Origin of the sequence: Ancylobacter polymorphus, assembly GCF_030813495.1 — a bacterium.
Lineage (GTDB): Bacteria > Pseudomonadota > Alphaproteobacteria > Rhizobiales > Xanthobacteraceae > Ancylobacter > Ancylobacter polymorphus.
The window spans coordinates 226,183-245,437 of the sequence record NZ_JAUSUI010000003.1; the positions used below are offsets into that span (position 1 = coordinate 226,183).

Annotated in this window: 16 protein-coding genes; 12 read left to right on the forward strand and 4 right to left on the reverse strand. The window is 67.8% G+C overall.

Annotated features, from left to right (window positions below; genetic code table 11):
• Positions 1-15 precede the first annotated feature (15 nt).
• Positions 16-435, reverse strand: coding sequence for an Hsp20/alpha crystallin family protein (locus J2S75_RS08445; protein WP_244378286.1), 420 nt, complete (start codon positions 433-435; stop codon positions 16-18).
• A 64-nt stretch (positions 436-499) separates the two neighbouring features.
• Between J2S75_RS08445 and J2S75_RS08450 the strand changes: the two genes are divergently transcribed.
• A complete protein-coding gene (locus J2S75_RS08450) occupies positions 500-1,546 on the forward strand; it encodes an AEC family transporter (protein WP_307019386.1) in 1,047 nt (348 codons plus the stop codon).
• Positions 1,547-1,564: 18 nt separating this feature from the next.
• Here J2S75_RS08450 and J2S75_RS08455 read toward each other — a convergent pair whose 3' ends face one another.
• Positions 1,565-3,382, reverse strand: coding sequence for a heavy metal translocating P-type ATPase (locus J2S75_RS08455; RefSeq protein ID WP_370874111.1), 1,818 nt, complete (start codon positions 3,380-3,382; stop codon positions 1,565-1,567).
• Positions 3,383-3,835: 453 nt separating this feature from the next.
• On the opposite strand from J2S75_RS08455, the gene J2S75_RS08460 reads away from it, so the two are divergent.
• Positions 3,836-4,789, forward strand: coding sequence for a DUF2778 domain-containing protein (locus J2S75_RS08460; protein ID WP_307019387.1), 954 nt, complete (start codon positions 3,836-3,838; stop codon positions 4,787-4,789).
• Positions 4,790-5,002: 213 nt separating this feature from the next.
• On the opposite strand, the gene hisD is transcribed toward J2S75_RS08460, so the two are convergent.
• The gene (gene hisD / locus J2S75_RS08465; protein ID WP_307019388.1) at positions 5,003-6,283 is read right to left on the reverse strand and encodes a histidinol dehydrogenase; all 1,281 of its coding nucleotides are present in this window, start codon (positions 6,281-6,283) and stop codon (positions 5,003-5,005) included.
• Positions 6,284-6,407: 124 nt separating this feature from the next.
• On the opposite strand from hisD, the gene J2S75_RS08470 reads away from it, so the two are divergent.
• From J2S75_RS08470 to J2S75_RS08495, 6 genes are all read left to right on the forward strand, one after another.
• Positions 6,408-6,956: a cupin domain-containing protein gene (locus J2S75_RS08470; protein ID WP_307019389.1), complete on the forward strand. Its 549-nt coding sequence runs from the start codon at positions 6,408-6,410 to the stop codon at positions 6,954-6,956.
• Between the two features lie 191 nt (positions 6,957-7,147).
• Entirely contained in the window at positions 7,148-8,146 is a 999-nt protein-coding gene (locus J2S75_RS08475; protein ID WP_307019635.1) for an ABC transporter substrate-binding protein, read from the forward strand.
• A gap of 228 nt (positions 8,147-8,374) precedes the next feature.
• Entirely contained in the window at positions 8,375-9,463 is a 1,089-nt protein-coding gene (locus J2S75_RS08480; protein ID WP_307019390.1) for an ABC transporter ATP-binding protein, read from the forward strand.
• Positions 9,460-10,638: an ABC transporter permease gene (locus J2S75_RS08485; protein WP_307019391.1), complete on the forward strand. Its 1,179-nt coding sequence runs from the start codon at positions 9,460-9,462 to the stop codon at positions 10,636-10,638. The genes J2S75_RS08480 and J2S75_RS08485 overlap by 4 nt, the downstream gene beginning before the upstream one ends.
• 2 nt (positions 10,639-10,640) lie before the next feature.
• Positions 10,641-11,459, forward strand: coding sequence for an ABC transporter permease (locus J2S75_RS08490; RefSeq protein WP_307019392.1), 819 nt, complete (start codon positions 10,641-10,643; stop codon positions 11,457-11,459).
• Between the two features lie 246 nt (positions 11,460-11,705).
• A complete protein-coding gene (locus tag J2S75_RS08495) occupies positions 11,706-12,788 on the forward strand; it encodes an alpha/beta fold hydrolase (protein WP_370874102.1) in 1,083 nt (360 codons plus the stop codon).
• A gap of 157 nt (positions 12,789-12,945) precedes the next feature.
• On the opposite strand, the gene J2S75_RS08500 is transcribed toward J2S75_RS08495, so the two are convergent.
• On the reverse strand, positions 12,946-13,947 hold the full coding sequence (locus J2S75_RS08500; RefSeq protein ID WP_307019393.1) for a LysR family transcriptional regulator: 1,002 nt from the start codon (positions 13,945-13,947) through the stop codon (positions 12,946-12,948).
• A 181-nt stretch (positions 13,948-14,128) separates the two neighbouring features.
• Here J2S75_RS08500 and J2S75_RS08505 point away from each other — a divergent pair, with 181 nt between their 5' ends.
• From J2S75_RS08505 to fba, 4 genes are read left to right on the forward strand one after another with little or no spacing between them, the layout of a single operon-like run.
• Positions 14,129-15,154, forward strand: coding sequence for a class 1 fructose-bisphosphatase (locus J2S75_RS08505; protein WP_307019394.1), 1,026 nt, complete (start codon positions 14,129-14,131; stop codon positions 15,152-15,154).
• Between the two features lie 12 nt (positions 15,155-15,166).
• Positions 15,167-16,042, forward strand: a complete 876-nt coding sequence (locus J2S75_RS08510) for a phosphoribulokinase (protein ID WP_307019395.1) — start codon at positions 15,167-15,169, stop codon at positions 16,040-16,042.
• 14 nt (positions 16,043-16,056) lie between these two features.
• A complete protein-coding gene (gene tkt / locus J2S75_RS08515) occupies positions 16,057-18,078 on the forward strand; it encodes a transketolase (protein ID WP_307019397.1) in 2,022 nt (673 codons plus the stop codon).
• Positions 18,079-18,094: 16 nt separating this feature from the next.
• Complete coding sequence (gene fba, locus J2S75_RS08520) at positions 18,095-19,180, forward strand: class II fructose-bisphosphate aldolase (protein ID WP_307019398.1); 1,086 nt, start codon at positions 18,095-18,097, stop codon at positions 19,178-19,180.
• Positions 19,181-19,255 lie beyond the last annotated feature (75 nt).

A 19,255-nucleotide genomic window follows, 5' to 3' on the forward strand; every position in this document is an offset into this window, starting at 1 on the left:
TGTGTCTCCCCCTCCTCAAACCTTGCGCAGCACAATGGCGAGGCAGCCATTGACGACGCGCGGGTGATTGACCTCATAGCGGCCGGGCGGCAGAGCGAGCTGGCGCTCGAACCGGCCCTGGGGCAGCTCCATGCGGTGAATGGTGGCGTTGTGCAGCTCGGGCGGCAGGATGCGCGCGCCGGCGATGGTGAGCACGCCGTTCTGGATCGAAACCGTCATGCGGTCGGGGTCGACGCCGGGAAGGGCGGCCAGCACCAAGAGTTCGTGGTCGGTCTCCAGCATGTCGACCGGCGGCTCCCAGCACGGCGCGCGATGGCGCGCCGGCGCCTCGGCGCGGGCGACCGGCTGGAACATCTGCCGGTGCAGGCGGTCGGCGCGGTTGAGCATCTCGACCGCGTCTGACCACATCCACAGGCGGGGGTCAGTCTTCTTCATGGGGTTCTCCTGGGGCGGTCCCTTTTTCCCTCTCAGGTAGGGCCCGGCCAGGGCTCATATAGTGATGCCGTTCGGCAACACCAGTGAGCGACGCGGGGCGGAGGCGGCGATCTGGAAAATCGCCCGAGTGACGTCGGGCGCGATTTCCGGCAATCCTGACCACGCTACCGCCGGGAGCGGCGGGCCGGGGAAGGTGCCGGGAATGTCGGAAATACTGCTGATCGTGCTGTGCCTCGCCATCGGCGTGCTGCTGCGCCTGTCCGGCCGGCTGCCGGAGAGTGCGACCAAGGTGCTCGGCGGCTGGGTGATCAATGTCGCCCTGCCGGCGGCGGCGCTCCACAGCGTGCAGGGCGTGACGCTGCACCCGGACTGGTGGCTGGCGGCGGCGACGCCCTGGCTCGGCGTGCTCGTCTCCATCGCCCTGCTGGTGCCGCTCTGCCGCTGGCTCGGCTGGTCGCGCCAGCGCACAGGGGCGATCCTGCTTGTGGCCGGCTGGGGCAACACCTCCTTTGTCGGCCTGCCGATGATCGCCGCCTTCGCCGGCAGCCAGTGGCTGGGGCTCGGCATCGTCATCGACCTGTTCGGCACCTATCTCGCCGTCTCGACGCTGGGCCTCGCAGTCGCCACGGTGGCGATATCCGGTCGGCTCGACCTCGCGGTCGTGGCGCGGCGCATCGCGACCTTTCCGCCCTTCTATGCCGTGCTCATCGCATTTGCGACCAACCATCTCGCCCGGCCGGACTGGCTGGCGCAACTGATCGAGATCCTCGCCAACACGCTCACCCCCATCGCGCTGGCGGCGGTGGGCTTCGCGCTGCGGCTCGACCGGCTGGCCGGCCGCACCGGGCCGGTGGCGCTCGGCCTGTGCCATCGGCTCATCGTAGCGCCGGCGCTGCTCGTCGGCTTCTATCTCGCGCTCGGCCAGGCGGGCGATCCCGTCGCCAAGGTGGCGATGCTGGAAATGGCGATGCCGCCCATGCTCGGCGCCAGCATCATCGCGATGGACCATGACCTGGAGCCCGACCTCGTGGCGCTGCTGATCGGGCTCGGCGTGCCGCTGTCGCTGCTCACCGCCTGGGGCTGGTGGTCGCTCATCGCGCCGCTCTCCTGAACCCGTCCGGCGGGCAGCTCAGCGCAGGGCTCGCAACGCGTTGAGGATAACCGCCACGTCGATCGCCTCCTGCAGCAGCGCCCCCTGCACCGGCGCCAGCAGGCCGAAAGCGGCGGCGATCATGCCGAGCGTCGAGAGGCCGATGCCGGCGACGACGCTTTGCAGGGCAATGGCGCGGGAGCGGCGGGCGATGCGCATGGCGTCGATCAGCCGGTCCAGCCGATCCACGAGAATGACGATGCCGGCGGCCTCCGAGGAGGCGCCGCCCGCCGAGGCGCCGCCGCCCATGGCGACGCCGATATCGGCGGCGGCCAGGGCCGGGGCGTCGTTGACCCCGTCGCCGATCATCATCACGGGGCCGTTGGGATGTTCGGCGGCCACGGCGGCGGCCTTATCCTGCGGTGTCATGTTGCTCAGCACGGCATCGAAGCCGAGCCCGGCGGCGATGGTTTCGGCGCGTACCGGCTCGTCGCCGGTGGCGAGGATGAGACGGGTGACGCCCAATTCGCGCAGGGCGCCGAGCACGGCCTGCGCTTCTTCCCGCACCGAATCGGCCAGCAGCAGCGCACCGGCGAGCGCGCCATCCACCGCCACCGCGACCACCACCGTGCCCGGCCGCGCCGTCCATTCCGCCCGCGCGGTGGCGATGTCAGGGTCGATGGCGGCGGGCGCCAGCTGCGCCGTGACGAAATCCCAGCCGCCGACCGCTACCGCGCGGCCGTCGACGCGGCCGGTGAGGCCCGCGCCCGGTTCTTCGACGACCTGCTGCGGCGAGCCAAGGGCGAGGCCGCGGTCCGCCGCCGCTTCCACCAGCGCGCCCGCCACCACATGAGCGGAGGCCTGGTCGAGCGAGGCCGCCAGCCGCAGCACCTCGCCCGGCGCGAAGCCATTGCGGGCACGGATGTCGACGAGCCGGGGGCGCCCGCCGGTGAGTGTGCCGGTCTTGTCGATGAGCACGGTGCGCAGCGCCGCCAGTCGTTCCAGCGCCCCGCCTTCCTTCACCAGCACGCCGCGCCCGGCGCAGCGCGAGATGCCCGAGATGATTGCCACCGGCACGGCGAGGATGAGCGGGCAGGGCGTGGCGATAACCAGCACCGCCAGCAGGCGCACGGGATCGCCGCTGAACGCCCAGGCGGCGCCGGCGATGGCCAGCGTCAGCGCGAGGAAGCCCAGCGCGTAGCGGTCGGCAAGGCGGACCATCGGCGCCCGGGAGCGTTGCGCGGTCTCCACCAGCCGAACGATGCCGGCATAGGTGCTGTCCGCCGCCGCCTGGCGGGTGAGCAGGTCGAAGGCGTCCCCGGCATTGGTCGAGCCGCTCATGACGGGCGCACCGCGCGCATGGCGCACCGGCAGCGGCTCGCCGGTGAGCGCGGACTGGTCGAGAACCGCCTGCGCGCTTTCCACCGTGCCGTCGACCGGCACCACCTCGCCCCGCCGCACCAGCAGCCGGTCGCCGGGGCGCAGCGCGTCGAGCGGCACCTCGGTGATCCGGCCGTTCTCATAGCGCGCGGCGGTGCGTGGTACACGGGCCAGCAGGGCGCTCATTTCCCGCGCCGCCCGGCGTTGGGCGAAGCCTTCCAGCGCCTCGCCGCCGGTGAACATCAGTGCGACGATGGCGCCAGCGAGGTTCTCGCCGAACAGCAGGGCGGTGCCCATTGCAAGCGCCGCGATGAGGTCGAGTCCGAATTCGCCCCGCTTCAGGCTTGAGAGGATGTGGCAGACCAGTAGCGACAGCACCAGCGCCGTCGCCCCGGCCCAGAGCCGCTGTGCCAGAATATCCTGCCCGCTGGCGAAGGCGAGCCCCCCGGCGGCGAGCGTCAGCAGCAGTCCCGGCAGCAGCAGGCGGCGCAGCGGGGCGAGGCGGGATGCAAGGCCGGCGACAGCGGAGGCGTGCACAAAGACACCCTGGGTTCGGCGCTGGGATGATCCATCGCCAATCCAGTCTTTAGTAGTTCTAAAAAAGGAGCGAGGCCATCGGCAAGATCATTCGTCTGCGGGCGGGAGGCCACCTTCCGCCCGCTTCTTCGGGCAGCCGCCGTGCGGGCCGCGTCGGTGTCATGGCCGGGTTGTCGTCACGTCATTAATGAAATATTACCTAAACTTGGCTAGGAACGATTTGGCTTGGGGGCCACCGGCGAGCCAGGGCTTGGGCGCCGGTGCCGTGTGCAACCGAAGGCTGACGCCGGGCGTGGACGATCTGCGGGTCGTGCGCGAACGTTCGTCATCTGTATAGAGATGTCTATGCGGCTAGTTGGCTCGTTCCTTATCGGCTCGGCGGGGTTTGTTGGCGTGGCGGTTGCCGTCGCGTGGATTTCCAACACCGCTATTCCGACGCCGGCCGATGCCGCGCGGGTCGATCCTCCGCCGATGGCAAGCCCCGTTTCGCCCGAAGTCGACACCGTGGTGGTGGACGAGCCGTCGCCGCCGCCGACCTACACGGTCAACGATATTCGCAATTTCCGCGCTGCCGGCGTGTTCGAGCCGCCGACCCACTGGCTGTTCGATCCCGCGCCGATGGTCGCGCGCCCGGCCGCCGTCGCTGCCGCCCCGGACGAGGTGGTGCCGCCGATGGAGACGGTGAGCACCGTGCCGCTGCCCATGGCCAATCCGCTATTCGCCGGCCGCGTCATGTCCGGCGACGAGCCCGAGGACACGCTGACCCTCGCCCCGCGTCCCCCGCGCAAGCCGGCGATGGGCACCGAGGTCGCCGCGCTTCCCCCGCCGATGGAGGAAGACCTGGCCCCCGAGCCGGAGGCGCCCGCCGCCACCGAGGCGCCGAAGGACGAACTGCGCTACCCCACGCGCGAGGACAAGTTCGCCATCTACGACATACGCGCCAAGAAGCTCTATCTGCCCAATGGCAAGAAGCTTGAGGCGCATTCCGGCTATGGCGACAAGTTCGACGATCCCCGCTACGTGCATGTGAAGATGGTCGGCCCCACGCCGCCGAACCGCTACAAACTGCGTATGCGTGAGGCGCTGTTCCATGGCACCGAGGCGGTGCGGATGACGCCGGTAGGCGACGGCAAGATGTATGGCCGCAACGGCTTCCTGCTCCACCCCTATCTGCTTGGCCCGCGTGGCGACTCCAATGGCTGCATCTCGCTGGCCGATTACGATGCCTTCCTCGTTTCCTTCAAGAAGGGCGAGATCGAGGAAGTCGTGGTGGTCGAGGCGATGCCGAAATCGGCCGAGCCCGCCAATCCCTTGCTGTCCTGGCTGACCGGCGGCAAGCGGGACTGAGCGCGGCAGCGGTGGCGCTTTCCATCCCGGAAGGGGATGGCTGACAATTGTGAGCAAGCGTTTCGAGGCGTTCCCCTTTCAGGGCGGCGGTCACATGAAAAACCCCATGGCCGGAACCGGCCATGGGGTTTTTCCGTCAGATGTGAGGGCTCGAGACGCGCCCCCGTCCGAACCGGGGCTCGGGGGACGGGGGCGCGCTCGACCTGCCGCCGCTTAGCCCTGAAGGCGGAAGGCGGCGGCGCGGCGGTGACCTTCGAGCCCTTCGCTGGCGCTCTGGCGCACAGCCGGCGGGGCGACAGCAGCGACGCCGCGCGCATCCAGCCATTGATGGGTGCAGATCTTGACGAAGGAGCCGACCCACAGCCCGCCGGTGTAGCGACCGGCGCCCATGGTCGGCAGGGTGTGGTTGGTGCCGCAGCACTTGTCGGAATAAACGACGCTCGCCAGCGTGCCGATGAACAGCGAGCCGTAATTGCGCAGCTTGGCGGCGGTGGCGTGCGGGTCTGCGGTGTGGACCTGCAGATGCTCGGCGGCGATGTGGTCGGAATAGGCGATCATCGCCTCTTCGCTGTCGCAGACGACGATCTCGCCGAAATCCTCCCAGGCCTTGCCGGCGACCGGCGCGGTGGAAAGCGTCTTCAGCTGCTTCTCAACCTCGACCAGCGTCGCCTCGGCGAGCGCGCGGCTGGTGGTGATGAGGCCGACGCGGGTGCGCACGTCATGCTCGGCCTGAGCCAGGAGGTCGGTGGCGATCATCTCGGCGTCGCCGGTCTCGTCGGCGACGATGAAGATCTCGCTGGGGCCGGCCAGCTGGTCGATGCCGACCGGGCCGAAAACCTGCCGCTTGGCCTCGTTCACATAGGCGTTGCCGGGGCCGACCACCTTGTCAACGGCGGGAATGGTTTCGGTGCCGAAGGCCATGGCGGCGATGGCCTGCGCCCCGCCGACGCGGAAGATGCGGTCGGCGCCGGAGAGGTGGCAGCCGGCGATCATGGCGGGGTGGGCGGTCGGCGGCAGGCAGGCGATCACCTCGTCGCAGCCCGCCACCTTGGCCGGCACGATGGTCATGATCGGCGCGGAGAGCAGCGGGTAGCGCCCGCCGGGCACATAGGCGCCGACGCGCTCGATCGGAATGACGCGGTGGCCGAGATGCAGGCCGGGCAGGGCCTCGACCTCCAGCGGCAGGATGGTGGCGAGCTGCGCCTGCGCGAAGGCCCGGACCCGCTCGATGGCGAATTCCGTGTCGGCGCGGGTCTGCGGGTCGAGCGCCGCCAGCGCGGCCGCGCGTTCTTCCGCGCTCACCTCGATGGCGGTCACGTCGCTCTTGTCGAACAGCTTGGAATAGTGCCGCACCGCCTCGTCGCCACGGGTGCGCACCGCGTCCAGCACCTCTTTGACGGTGGTGGCGATCTCGTTCGTGTCGCGGCCGTCATCCGGGCGCGGCGCCTTGAGGGGGTGAATCTGGTCGGCGAGAGTGGAGCTGAGCGCGGACATGGCGATTTCCTGTGAGCACGGGTGCGATGGTGAGGCCCGCCGCGCATGCCGGCAATTGGCGACCGCGCAGCTGTCTATTATATTCTCCACCTGCTGAAGGTTTGTGCGCCACACGAGGGTACCTATGCCGCATATTGGACCCGGCATTCGCGAGCTGCGCCGCCGCCGCAATCTCGGCATACGCCGCCTCGCGCTGCGTTCGGGCGTCTCGCATTCCTCGATCTCGCTGATCGAGCGCGACCGCATCAGCCCCTCCATCGACACGCTGGCCGCCATATTGGAGGCGCTGGGCACGACGCTGGTGGGCTTCTTCTCCGAACTGCAGCAGATGTCGTCCTATTCGCCCTTCTACGAGGCGTCGGAACTGCCGGAAGTCGGTAGCGGCGAGGCGATTTCCTACCGGGTGATCGGCATCAATCACCCCAACCGGCAGATTCTGGTGCTGCATGAGACCTATGCCGTCGGTGCCGATACCGGCGAGGCCTTCTCCCACACGGCGCAGGAAGCGGGCATGGTCATCCGCGGCGCGGTGGAGGTAACGGTGGAAAGCAATTCCAAGGTGCTCCGCGCCGGCGACGCCTATTACTTCGACAGCAAGCTGCCGCACCGCTTCCGCAATGTCGCGGATGAGCCGAGCGAGATTGTCAGCGCCATCAACCCGCCCACATACTAGGCGCCGCGCCGCCTTCAAATGCGGCAGGCTTGGTTATTATATTAACCGGGTTACCCCCAGGGGGCCCGGCCATTCTATTACCCATGGCAGCAGCGTGCTTTGCTGCGGCACCAGCGACAACAGGGGGAACTTCCATGAAGGCCACTTCCACTCTTCTGCGGATCGGCGGTGCCGGCCTCGCGCTCGGCCTGATGATGGCCGGCGGCACGGCCTCGGCCCGCGATCTCACCGTCGTGTCCTGGGGCGGCAACTACCAGGACGCCCAGAAGAAGATCTATTTCGAGCCCTTCTCCAAGAAGATCGGCAAGCCCGTGCTCGACGAGAGCTGGGACGGCGGCATCGGCGTCATCGCCGCCAAGGTGAAGGCCGGCGTACCGAACTGGGACGTGGTGCAGGTCGAGACCGAGGAACTCGAACTCGGCTGCGCCGATGGCTTCTACGAGAAGATCGACTGGTCGAAGCTCGGCGGCAAGGACAAGTTCCTCCCCGCCGCGGTGAGCGATTGCGGCGTCGGCGCCATCGTGTGGTCGACCATGCTCAGCTACGACGCCAACCGGCTGAAGACCCCTCCGACTTCCTGGGCGGATTTCTGGGACGTGAAGAAGTTCCCAGGCAAGCGCGGCTTCCGCCGCGGCCCGAAATACTCGCTCGAATTCGCCCTGATGGCCGACGGCGTGAAGCCGGAAGAGGTCTACAAGGTGCTCGGTACGCCGGAAGGCGTCGACCGCGCGTTCAAGAAGCTGGACGAGCTCAAGCCGCACATCGTCTGGTGGGAAGCCGGCGCCCAGCCGCTCTCCCTGCTCGCCTCGGGCGAGGTGGTGATGTCCACCGCCTATAATGGCCGTCTCGCCGGCATCAACAAGACTGAAGGCAAGAACTTCCAGGGCGTCTGGCCGGGCAGCATCTACGCCATCGACAGCTGGGTCATCCTCAAGGACAGCCCGAACGCCAAGGAAGCGATGGACTTCATCGCCTTCGCCAGCGAGCCGGCCAACCAGTCGAAGCTGCCGGACTACATCGCCTATGGCCTCCCCAACAAGGAAGCCGCCGCGATGGTGCCGGCCGCGCTGCAGAAGGACCTGCCGACCACGCAGGCCAACCTTACCGGCGCCATCGCGCTGGACGGCGCCTTCTGGGTCGACAATGTCGAAGAGCTGACCAAGCGCTTCAACGCCTGGCTTGCCAAGTAATCGTCCCAGCGGCTCACCGGGCTGCGCCGCGGCGCAGCCCGCTCACGGCTATTTCCGGACCGCGCCCCACCTCCGGCGCGGCCCGGTCACTTCTCCCCCAGCTTTTGACCGGCGATGGCGGGACGGTGCCCGCCCGGGCCGAAAGGCGGGGACGGGTCGGGCCCGCGCTTGGAGCGGGCGACCCGTCCGGGTAACGTCAGGGCCAAGGCCATCACTCGGAGATTGCGGTTGGCGCCCTTCATTCATTTCGACCAGGTCACCAAGTCCTTCGGCACGTTGAAGGTGGTCGACAAGCTCGACCTCGAAGTCGCCAAGGGCGAGTTCGTCAGCCTGCTCGGGCCTTCCGGCTCCGGCAAGACAACTCTGTTGATGATGCTGGCCGGTTTCGAGCAGCCCACCCACGGCGCCATCTGGCTCGACGGCACCCGCATTGAGAGCCTGCCGTCGCACAAGCGCAATATGGGCGTGGTGTTCCAGAACTACGCGCTTTTCCCGCATATGACGGTGGCCGAGAATGTCGCCTTTCCGCTCGCCATGCGCGGCGTGGGCAAGGCGGAAGCGGCGGCGCGGGTGACGCGGGCGCTCGATATGGTGCGCCTCGGCCATCTCAAGGACCGCCGACCGGCCCAGCTTTCCGGCGGCCAGCAGCAGCGTGTCGCGCTCACCCGCGCTCTGGTGTTCGAGCCGACCGTGGTGTTGATGGACGAGCCCCTCGGCGCCCTCGACAAGCAATTGCGCGAGCACATGCAGCTTGAACTGCGCGACCTGCACCGCACGCTCGGCCTCACCGTGATTTTCGTCACCCACGACCAGTCCGAAGCGCTCACCATGTCGGACCGCATTGCCGTGTTCAATCATGGCCGCATCGAGCAGCTCGACACGCCGGAAGGCATTTATGACCGCCCGCGCACCCGCTTCGTCGCCGAATTCATCGGCGAGACCAACCTGTTCGAGGGCGTGGTGAAGACGGTCGCCGACGGCATCGCCGAGGTAACGATCGCCGAGGACGTAACGGTGCGCGCGACCCAGCTCGGTCCGGTCGAGGTCGGCGCGCCGATCCTCGCCTCAGTGCGGCCGGAGCGGCTGCATCTGCAGGACCAGCCGGGGACGGGCAATGTCATTCCGGTCACCGTCACCGACAATGTCTATCAGGGCGACCATCTGCGGACCCATCTCGCCGGCCCGGGGATCGAACTCGTCGGCAAGGTGCAGCGGCGCGTGCCGGTGGGCCCGGTGGGCAGCACGGCGTTCGCCTGTTTCGAACCGTCCGAATGCACGCTGATCGCGCCGGACGCGGCGGCGGGGCGCGCCGCATGAGCGGGTCCTCCACACGCGGCCGCCTTTCCGCGCTGCTTCTGGTGGCGCCGCTGTTCCTGTTTCTGGCGGCGTTCTTTGTCTGGCCGCTGGTGATGATGATCTCCGTCTCCGTCACCGACGGCACGGTGCGGCAGGTGATGCCGGCCACCGCCGAGGTGATCGGCGACTGGGACGGCACCGGCCTGCCGCCGCCGGAGGTGCAGCAGGCGCTTATCGCCGATCTGCGCGCACCGAGCGAACAGATGGCCTTCGGCGACGCGGTGCGCCGGCTCAACAGCGAGGTGTCGGGCTTCCGCACCCTGCTGAGCCGTACCGCCAGCGCCGTGCGCGATGCGCCAGCCGGCCAGCCCGTGGACCTCGCGGCGGTCGATCCGCGCTGGGGTGAGGGGCGCTACTGGCAGGCGCTGCAGCGGGCGATGCCGAACTATACCGACCGCAACCTGCTCGCCGCCGTCGACCTCAAGCGTGACACTGAGGGCAGCATCACCGCCGACGCCTCGGCCAACCGCGTCATCATGCTGCGCACCTTCACCATCGCCGCGCTGGTGACGGTGCTGTGCGCCCTCATCGGCCTGCCCTATGCGATGATCGCCGCCGCCGCCACCGGGTGGGTGCGCAATGTGATGCTGCTCGCCGTGCTTCTGCCGCTGTGGACCTCGCTGCTGGTGCGCACCGCTTCCTGGGTGATCCTTCTGCAGAATGAAGGGCTGATCAACAAGGCGCTCATCGCCATCGGCATCGTCGACCAGCCCCTGCAGCTCATCTTCAACCGAACCGGCGTGGTCATCGCCATGACCCATGTGCTGCTGCCCTTCATGGTGCTGCCGATCTATTCCGTGCTGCTCGGCATTCCGCGCAATCTGATGCCGGCGGCCTCCTCGCTGGGGGCGAACCGGCTGCGGGCGTTCTGGCATGTGCTGCTGCCGATGGCGCTGCCCGGCGTCGCCTCCGGCGCGCTGCTCGTCTTCATGGTGGCGCTTGGCTACTACATCACCCCGGCGCTGGTCGGCGGGGCGGAGGACCAGATGATTTCCTCCGTCATCGCCTTCTTCGCCACCGGCACCGCCAATTGGGGCATGGCCGGCGCGCTCGGGCTGATCCTTCTGGTGACGACGACGGCGCTCTATCTCGTCTATGGCCGGCTGTCGCGCTCGCCCAACATGGTGGGGGCCTGACCATGTCGGCATCGTCTCCGGCCCTGCGCGCCGGGCAGATCGTCTTCGGCGCCGCCGTGGTGTTCTTCCTGGTGGCGCCGATCATCGCCATCCTGCCGCTGGCGTTCAATTCCAGCGTGTTCCTCAACTACCCCATGGAGAGCGTCTCCTCGCGCTGGTTCGTCGAGTTGCAGACCAGCGACACCTGGCGGCGCGCTATTCTCAACAGTCTCATCATCGGCTGCGGCGCCACGGCGCTGTCGACGGTGATCGGCACGCTGGCCGCGCTCGGCCTGCGCCATGCGCGCCTGCCCTTCGCCAATCTGCTGCGGGTGATGTTCCTGCTGCCCATGGTGGTGCCGGCGGTGGTGCTGGGTGTGGGCATGCAGATCCTCTACACCCGCCTCGGCCTCGCCAGCACCTATCTCGGCGTGATCGTCGCCCATGCAGTGCTGTGCGTGCCCTTCGTCATCGTCAGCGTCTCCGCCTCGCTCGGCGGCATTGACGGGTCGATCGAGCGGGCGGCGAGCAGCCTCGGCGCCAATCCGGCGACGGTATTTCGGCGCATCACCCTGCCGCTCGCCCTGCCGGGCGTGGTGTCGGGGGCGGTGTTCGCTTTCGCGACCTCGCTGGATGAGGTGGTGATCACCCTGTTCGTTGCCGGCCCCAACCAGCGCACGCTGGCCCGGCAGATGTTCGCCAGCATCCGCGAGAATGTGAGCCCGACGATTGCGGCGGCGGCGTTCCTGCTCATCATCGGCACGCTATGCCTCGCCGGTCTCGCCGGCCTGCTGCGCTGGCGCCAGAGCCGGCTCGCCAAAGCCGTGGCCGACGGCGCTTAGGGTCTGAGTCGTCACGCGGGCGCTCGCACGCCCGACGGGCCGCGTTCTCTATTTCGTTTGCTTTCACCTGCGCTGGCAGTGCTTTCGCTTCTTGCGAATTGAGGCGAAAAAGCGAAAGATGATGTCAGCCGTCCCGCTTCGGGGACCCGCAGCCGCGCCAACGGCCGGGTCGCCAAAATGCCAGAGGGGGGCGTCGATCAGAACCGGGCAGCACGCCCGGCGTCACAGGGAAGAAACGGAGTTCGCATGTCGATGATGATACGCGGATTGCGAGGGTTGGCGATTGCCGCCACGATCGCGATCACTTCAGTCGCCACCGCCTTCGCGGCCGATTACCCCGCCCCCAAGCAGGGCGTGTGGGTCGCCAAGGATTTCAAGTTCCATACTGGCGAGGTGCTGCCCGAACTCAAGCTCGGCTACACCACCGTCGGCGAGCCCAGTGGCGAGCCGGTGCTTATCCTGCACGGCACCACGGGCTCGGCCGCCTCAATGCTGACACCGGCCTTTGCCGGCGAGCTTTTCGGTCCGGGCCAGCCGCTGGATGCCAGCCGCTACTACGTCATCCTCACCGACTCCATCGGCGCGGGCACGTCCGCCAAACCCTCTGACGGCTTGCGCGCCAAGTTCCCGCGCTACAATTACGACGACATGGTCCGCGCCCAGTACGACCTCGTCACCCAAGGGCTTGGCGTCAAGCATTTGCGGATGATCATCGGCTACTCCATGGGCGGCATGCACGCCTGGCTGTGGAGTTCGAAATACCCGGACATGATGGACATCGTGGTCCCGATGGCCTCGCAGCCGACCGAAATGTCGAGCCGCAACTGGATGATGCGCCGCATGATCATCGACGCGGTGCGCAACGATCCCGACTGGAAGGGCGGCGACTATACCGAGCAGCCCAAGGCGGTGCAGGTCGCGAATGTGTATTTCGGCATCGCCACCAATGGCGGCAACATCGCCCTGCAGAACATGGCGCCGACACGGGAGAAGGCGGATGCGCTGCTCGACAGCCGCCTGAAGGCGCCGCTCACCGTGGACGCCAACGATTACATGTACCAGTGGGACGCATCGCGCGACTACAACGCCGCGGCGGGGCTGGACAAGATTACCGCCACCGTGCTCGCCATCAATTCCGCCGATGACGAGCGCAACCCGCCCGAAACCGGCATCATGGACCGTGAGATCAAGCGGGTGAAGAACGGCCGGGTGCTGCTCATCCCCGCCAGCGCCGACACGCGCGGCCATGCCACCCTGGCCATGGCGAAGTTCTACGCCAAGGAGATCGCCGCGCTTCTCGCCACGGCGCCACGGGCCGGCAATCCGTAAGGGTGACCGCCCCGACGTTGCAGGTTCGGGGCAAAGGGCGGCGCTTAGAGCACGTTCCGATCTGATTGCATCGCAATCAGATCGGTAAAGCGTTCTCTATCAATCATTGAGAGACTGATTCACCGATCAGGTCGATTCAACCTGATCGGATCAGGCTCTAGCCACCCTTGTGCGGCGGGGCTTCCTGGAGTTCCGCCGCCTTCCCTCGCTCCGCTTCCAGCGCAGCACGAGCCTCGGCGACGCCGGGCAGGTGCAGCGTGTCCGGCAGGAATTCCGGCCCGCGCCGGGCGAGGAATTCGGTCAGCGCCGCTGCGGGCGGGGTCAGGCGCTTGGCCGAGCGTTTGACCACGAACCATTGCCGCACCTCCGGCAGCCCCTCGACATCGAGCACGGCGAGTCGCCCGTCCGCCACCTCGGCGGCGATGGTGTGGGCGGAGATGAAGGCGAGGCCGAGCCCTGCCATCACCGCCTGTTTGATGGTCTCGTTGGAATCGATTTCCATGCCGATGCGTGGGTCGAGCCCCCATTGCTGGAAAAAGCGCTCCATCAGCCCGCGTGTGCCCGAGCCGGGTTCGCGCGACATGAAGGTGGCGTTGGCGATGGCGGAGGGGGTGATGCGGCGGCCGAGCAGGGGATGATCCGCCGGGGCGATCAGCACATGCGGATGGTCGCCGATCAGCGTCTTGTCGACTTCGATGTCGAGCGGCGGTCGCCCCATAATGGCGACATCGATCGCGTCCGCCCGCAGGCCGGCAATGATCGCCTCGCGGTTGCCGACCGAGATCACCACGTCGATGCCGGGATGGGCGCGGGTGAAGGCGCCGAGCGCCGCCGGCACGAAATACTTCGCCGTCGACACCAGTCCCACGGACACCCGCCCCGAGCGCAGCCCCTTCATCGCGTCCAGCGCGGCGCCGCAATCGGCCAGCGCCTGTTCGATGCGGGCGGTGGCGAGCAGGATTTCGCGACCGGCGGCGCTGGGCTGGAAGCGATCGCCCGCGCGGTCGAGCAGCGGCAGGCCGAGATAATGCTCGAGCAGCTGCACCTGCATCGTCACCGCCGGCGGGGTGACATTCAGCTTCTTCGCCGCCCCGGTCACGCTGCCGGTTTCGACGATGGCGGCGACGGCGCGCAGCTGCTTCAGCGTGGCATTACGCATAAACCATTACACTTCAGATAAATTGAACCTAAAGGTCAATTTATTCGAATTTCCTTACGCCGGCAAATCAGGCAGTCTGATCTCAACAAAAGGCGTCCGCCGCTTCGGGTCCCCGCCCGAAGGCTTACGGAAACGACACGCCAAAGGGCTCAAGCCCACAAGAACATAACTGGGGAACGCCATGACACGCCCGACATTGCAGGACCACCTCGAGGGGTGGTCGCAGGCCGACGCCTTGCGTCGCGACATTGCCAGCGCCGTGATCGCGCTGGCTGACGCCGGCCGCCAGATTTCCGAGCTTCTCGCCGCCGGTCCGCTGGCGGGGGCGCTCGCCAACGTGCGCGGCTATCACGCCGATGGCGACAGCCAGAAGGAACTGGACGTCATCACCGACGATCTGGTTCGCGAGGCCCTTTCGGAGGCGCCGGTCGCGCTGTTCGGCTCCGAGGAGGCCGATGCCGCGGTGGTGCTCAATCCCGCCGGCACGCTCGCGGTGGCGGTCGATCCGCTGGATGGCTCGTCCAATATCGACACCAACGCCACGGTCGGGACGATCTTCTCCATCCTGCCTTATATCGGCACCGACTCGCTGCTGCAGACGGGGCGGGCGCAGCTCGCCGCCGGATTCCTGCTCTACGGGCCGCAGACCGCGCTGGTGCTCACCGTTGGCGACGGGACGCAGATCTTCATCCTCGATCGTGCCAGCGGCGCGTTCCTGCTCGCGGAACAGCGGGCGCTGGTGCTGCCGGAAACGGCCGAATACGCCATCAACGCTTCCAATCTGCGTCACTGGGACGTGGCGATCCGCTGCTATATCGAGGACTGCTTGGCCGGCGCCGATGGCCCGCGCGGCAAGGATTTCAACACGCGCTGGGTCGCCTCCATGGTGGCCGATGTCTACCGCATCCTGGTGCGCGGCGGGGTCTATCTCTATCCGGGCGACGCCCGCCGCGGATACGGCCATGGCCGGCTGCGGCTGGTCTACGAGGCCAATCCGGTCGCATTCCTGATGGAACAGGCGCAGGGCTCCGCCACCGACGGCCGGCTGCCGATCCTCGACATCGTGCCCGAGCATCTGCACCAGCGCGTGCCGCTGGTGTTCGGCTCGCGCGCCGAGGTCGAGCGCATCGCCCGCTATCACCGCGACGCCGCCGCCATGCCGGAGCGCTCGCCCCTGTTCGGCCGTCGCGGCCTGCTGCGCGCCTGACGGAGAGGACCCATGTCGATCCATCACCCCATCATCTCCGTCACCGGCTCCTCCGGCGCGGGCACCACCTCGGTGCGGCGCATCTTCGAGCAGATCTTCCGCCGCGAGGACGTGACTGCCGCCTATATCGAGGGCGACGCCTATCACCGCTATGACCGCGCCGAGATGAAGCGCGTCATGGCCGAGGAGGCCTCGCGCGGCAACCACCACTACAGCCATTTCGGGCCGGATTCGAACCTGTTCGAGGAACTGGAGGAGACCTTTCGCTCCTATTCCCACACCGGCACCGGCAAGTACCGCCATTATGTCCATGACGACAAGGAAGCGGCGGAATATGGCGGCGCGCCCGGCACCTTCACGCCCTGGGAGCCGATTCCGACCCCGACCGACCTGCTGTTCTATGAGGGGCTGCACGGGGCGGTGGCCAGCGGCAACATCGATGTCGCCCGCTATGCCGACCTGAAGATCGGCGTCGTGCCGGTCATCAATCTCGAATGGATCCAGAAGATCCACCGCGACCGCTCCCATCGCGGCTATTCCACCGAGGCGGTGACCGACACCATCCTGCGGCGCATGCCGGACTATGTGAACTACATCTGCCCGCAGTTCACCCATACCGACATCAATTTCCAGCGCGTTCCGACGGTGGACACCTCGAACCCGTTCATCGCCCGGTGGATTCCCACCGCCGACGAATCCATCGTCGTCATCCGCTTCAAGAGCCCGCGCGGGATCGATTTTCCCTACCTGCTCTCGATGATCCAGGGCTCCTGGATGAGCCGCGCCAATTCCATCGTGATCCCCGGCGGCAAGCTCGACATCGCGATGCAGCTCATCCTCACGCCGATGATCCTCAACCTCGTCGAGAAGAAGCGGCGCGCCGCGTGAACCGGGAGGACAGCATGTTGACCAGCCATTCTGAAGCCCTGCGTCCGCCTCAGGACCCGGCCGATATCCCGCATGACGACATGGCCAATGCGCTGCGCGCGCTCGCCATGGACGCGGTGGAAAAGGCCAAGTCCGGCCATCCCGGCATGCCCATGGGCATGGCGGATGTCACCACCGCCCTGTTCTCCCGCTTCGTGACGCTGGACCCCAGCCGTCCCGACTGGCCGGACCGCGACCGCTTCATTCTCTCCGCCGGTCACGGCTCGATGCTGCTCTACGCGCTCAACCATCTGCTCGGCTATGCCGACATGGGTACGGAGCAGCTCAAGAGCTTCCGCCAGCTCGGCGCCGTCACCGCCGGCCATCCCGAGCATGGGCACACGCTCGGCGTCGAGACCACCACCGGCCCGCTGGGGCAGGGGCTCACCACCGCGGTCGGCATGGCGCTGGCCGAGCGCATGCTCAATGCCCGCTTCGGCGACGATCTCGTCGATCACCGCACCTGGGTCATCGCCGGCGATGGCTGCCTGATGGAGGGCATCAGCCACGAGGCCATCGACCTTGCGGGCCACCTCAAGCTCGCCAAGCTCACCGTGCTCTGGGACGATAACGGCATCTCCATCGACGGCAGCACGGCGCTCTCCACCTCAACCGACCAGCTCGCCCGCTTCGCCGCCTCCGGCTGGAAGGTGCTGCGGGTCGACGGCCACGCCCATCACGCGCTGATCGACGCCATCGCCGAGGCGCGGACGAGCGACCGGCCGGTGCTGATCGCCTGCCGCACCACCATCGGCTATGGCGCCCCGACCAAAGCCGGCACCGAGGCCGTGCACGGCGCCCCGCTCGGCGCGACAGAAATCGAGGGCGCCCGTGCCGCGCTCGGCTGGAACTACCCGCCCTTCGAGGTGCCGGAGAGCGTGCGCGCTTCCTTCGCCGCCATAGCCCGGCGCGGCCGCGAGGCGCGCGAGGCCTGGGAGAAGCGGCTCTCCGCCTCCGGCCGTCGCGCCGATTTCGAGGCGGCGATGGAAGGCGACCTGCCGGCCGATTTCGACGAGAAGCTCGCCGCCTACAAGCGCGAACTCTCCCAGACTGCGCCGAAGGTGGCGACGCGCAAGGCCTCCGAGATGGCGCTCGGCGTCATCAACCGCGCCACCGATCTCACTATTGGTGGCTCGGCCGATCTCACCCATTCCAACCTCACCGTTACCAAGGGCATGGAGTCGGTGACGCCGGGCAATTATGCCGGCCGCTACATCCATTACGGCATTCGCGAACATGCCATGGCGGCGGTGATGAACGGCCTCGCCCTGCATCGCGGCAGCATTCCCTATGGCGGCACCTTCATGGTGTTCTCCGACTACGCCCGAGGTGGCATGCGGCTCTCGGCGCTGATGGGCCAGCGCGTCGTCTATGTGCTGACGCATGATTCCATCGGCCTCGGCGAGGACGGGCCGACGCATCAGCCGATCGAACATCTCGCTATGCTGCGGGCGACGCCGAACCTCTATGTGTTCCGCCCCGCCGATGCGGTGGAAACGCTGGAAGCCTGGCAGCTTGCTCTGCATGCGGAAGGCACGCCCTCGGTGCTGGCGCTCTCCCGGCAGAACCTGCCGACCTTCCGTACCGAGCATTCGGAAGAGAACCTCGTCGGCTATGGCGCCTATGTCGCCCGCAAGCCCAGGCGCCGGCGTGACGTGACGCTGCTCGCCACCGGCTCGGAAGTCGAGATCGCCTTCAAGGGGGCGGACCTTCTGGCCGAGCGCGGGGTCGACGCCGCCGTGGTCTCCATGCCGTGCTGGGAGCTGTTCGAGCGCCAGAGCCATGAATACCGCCGCGCCGTGCTCGGCACCGCCCCGCGCGTCGCCATCGAGGCGGCGGCCCGGCTCGGCTGGGACCGCTGGATCGGCGAGCGCGGACGCTTCATCGGCATGGAGGGCTTCGGCGCCTCCGGCCCGGCGGCCGATCTCTACCGCCACTTCAACATCACCCCGGAGGCGGTGGTCGACGCGACCTGCGACCTCCTGACCTGCGCCTGAGCCAGAGGAAGAGCCAATGGCCCGCATCACCCTTCGACAGCTTCTCGACCACGCCGCCGAGCACAGTTACGGCGTGCCGGCCTTCAACATCAACAATATGGAGCAGGGCATCGCGATCATGGAGGCGGCGCAGGCCGTCGACTCCCCGGTCATCATGCAGGCCAGCCGCGGCGCCCGCTCCTATGCCGGCGACATCATGCTCTCGCGCATGATCGACGCGCTGACCGAGATGTATCCCGCCATCCCGATCTGCATGCATCAGGACCACGGGAACAACGAGGCGACCTGCCTCTCCGCCATCCAGCACGGCTTCACCTCCGTGATGATGGACGGCTCGCTGAAAGAGGACGCCAAGACCCCGGCGGATTACGACTACAACGTCGCCATCACCCGTCGCGTGGTCGATGCCGCCCATTGGGTCGGGGCTTCGGTGGAAGGCGAACTCGGCGTGCTGGGCTCTCTGGAGCATGGCGCCGGCGAGCAGGAGGACGGCCATGGCGCGGAAGGGCAGCTCAGCCACGACCAGCTGCTGACCGACCCCGACCAGGCGGTGGATTTTGTCGCCCGCACCAAGGTCGACGCCCTCGCCATCGCCATGGGCACCTCGCATGGCGCCTACAAGTTCTCGCGCCAGCCGGACGGCGACATCCTTGCCATGAACATCATCGAGGAAATCCATCGCCGCCTGCCCAATGTCCATCTGGTCATGCACGGCTCCTCCTCGGTGCCGCAGGCGCTGCAGGACCTGTTCAACGCGAGCGGCGGCGAGATGCCCCAGACCTGGGGCGTGCCGGTGGAAGAGATCGTGCGCGGCATCCGCCACGGGGTGCGCAAGGTGAATATCGATACCGATTGCCGCCTCGCCATGACCGCGCAGTTCCGCAAGGTGGCGCAGGGCAACAAGGCCGAGTTCGACCCGCGCAAATTCCTCAAGCCCGCCATGGACGCGATGCGCGACCTTTGCCGCGCGCGCTTCGAGGAATTCGGCACGGCCGGCCACGCCTCGCAGATCAAGGTGCTGCCGCTGGCCGCCATGGCCAAGCGCTACGCCTCCGGCAGCCTCGATCCGGTGATCGGCGGCGCCCGGGTGGCGGCGGAGTAACGCCCCTCCAAGGGGGGCCCAACAGGACATCAAGGCGCGCGCCCACCGCGCGGCGCCGACGGGAACGCACAGGGA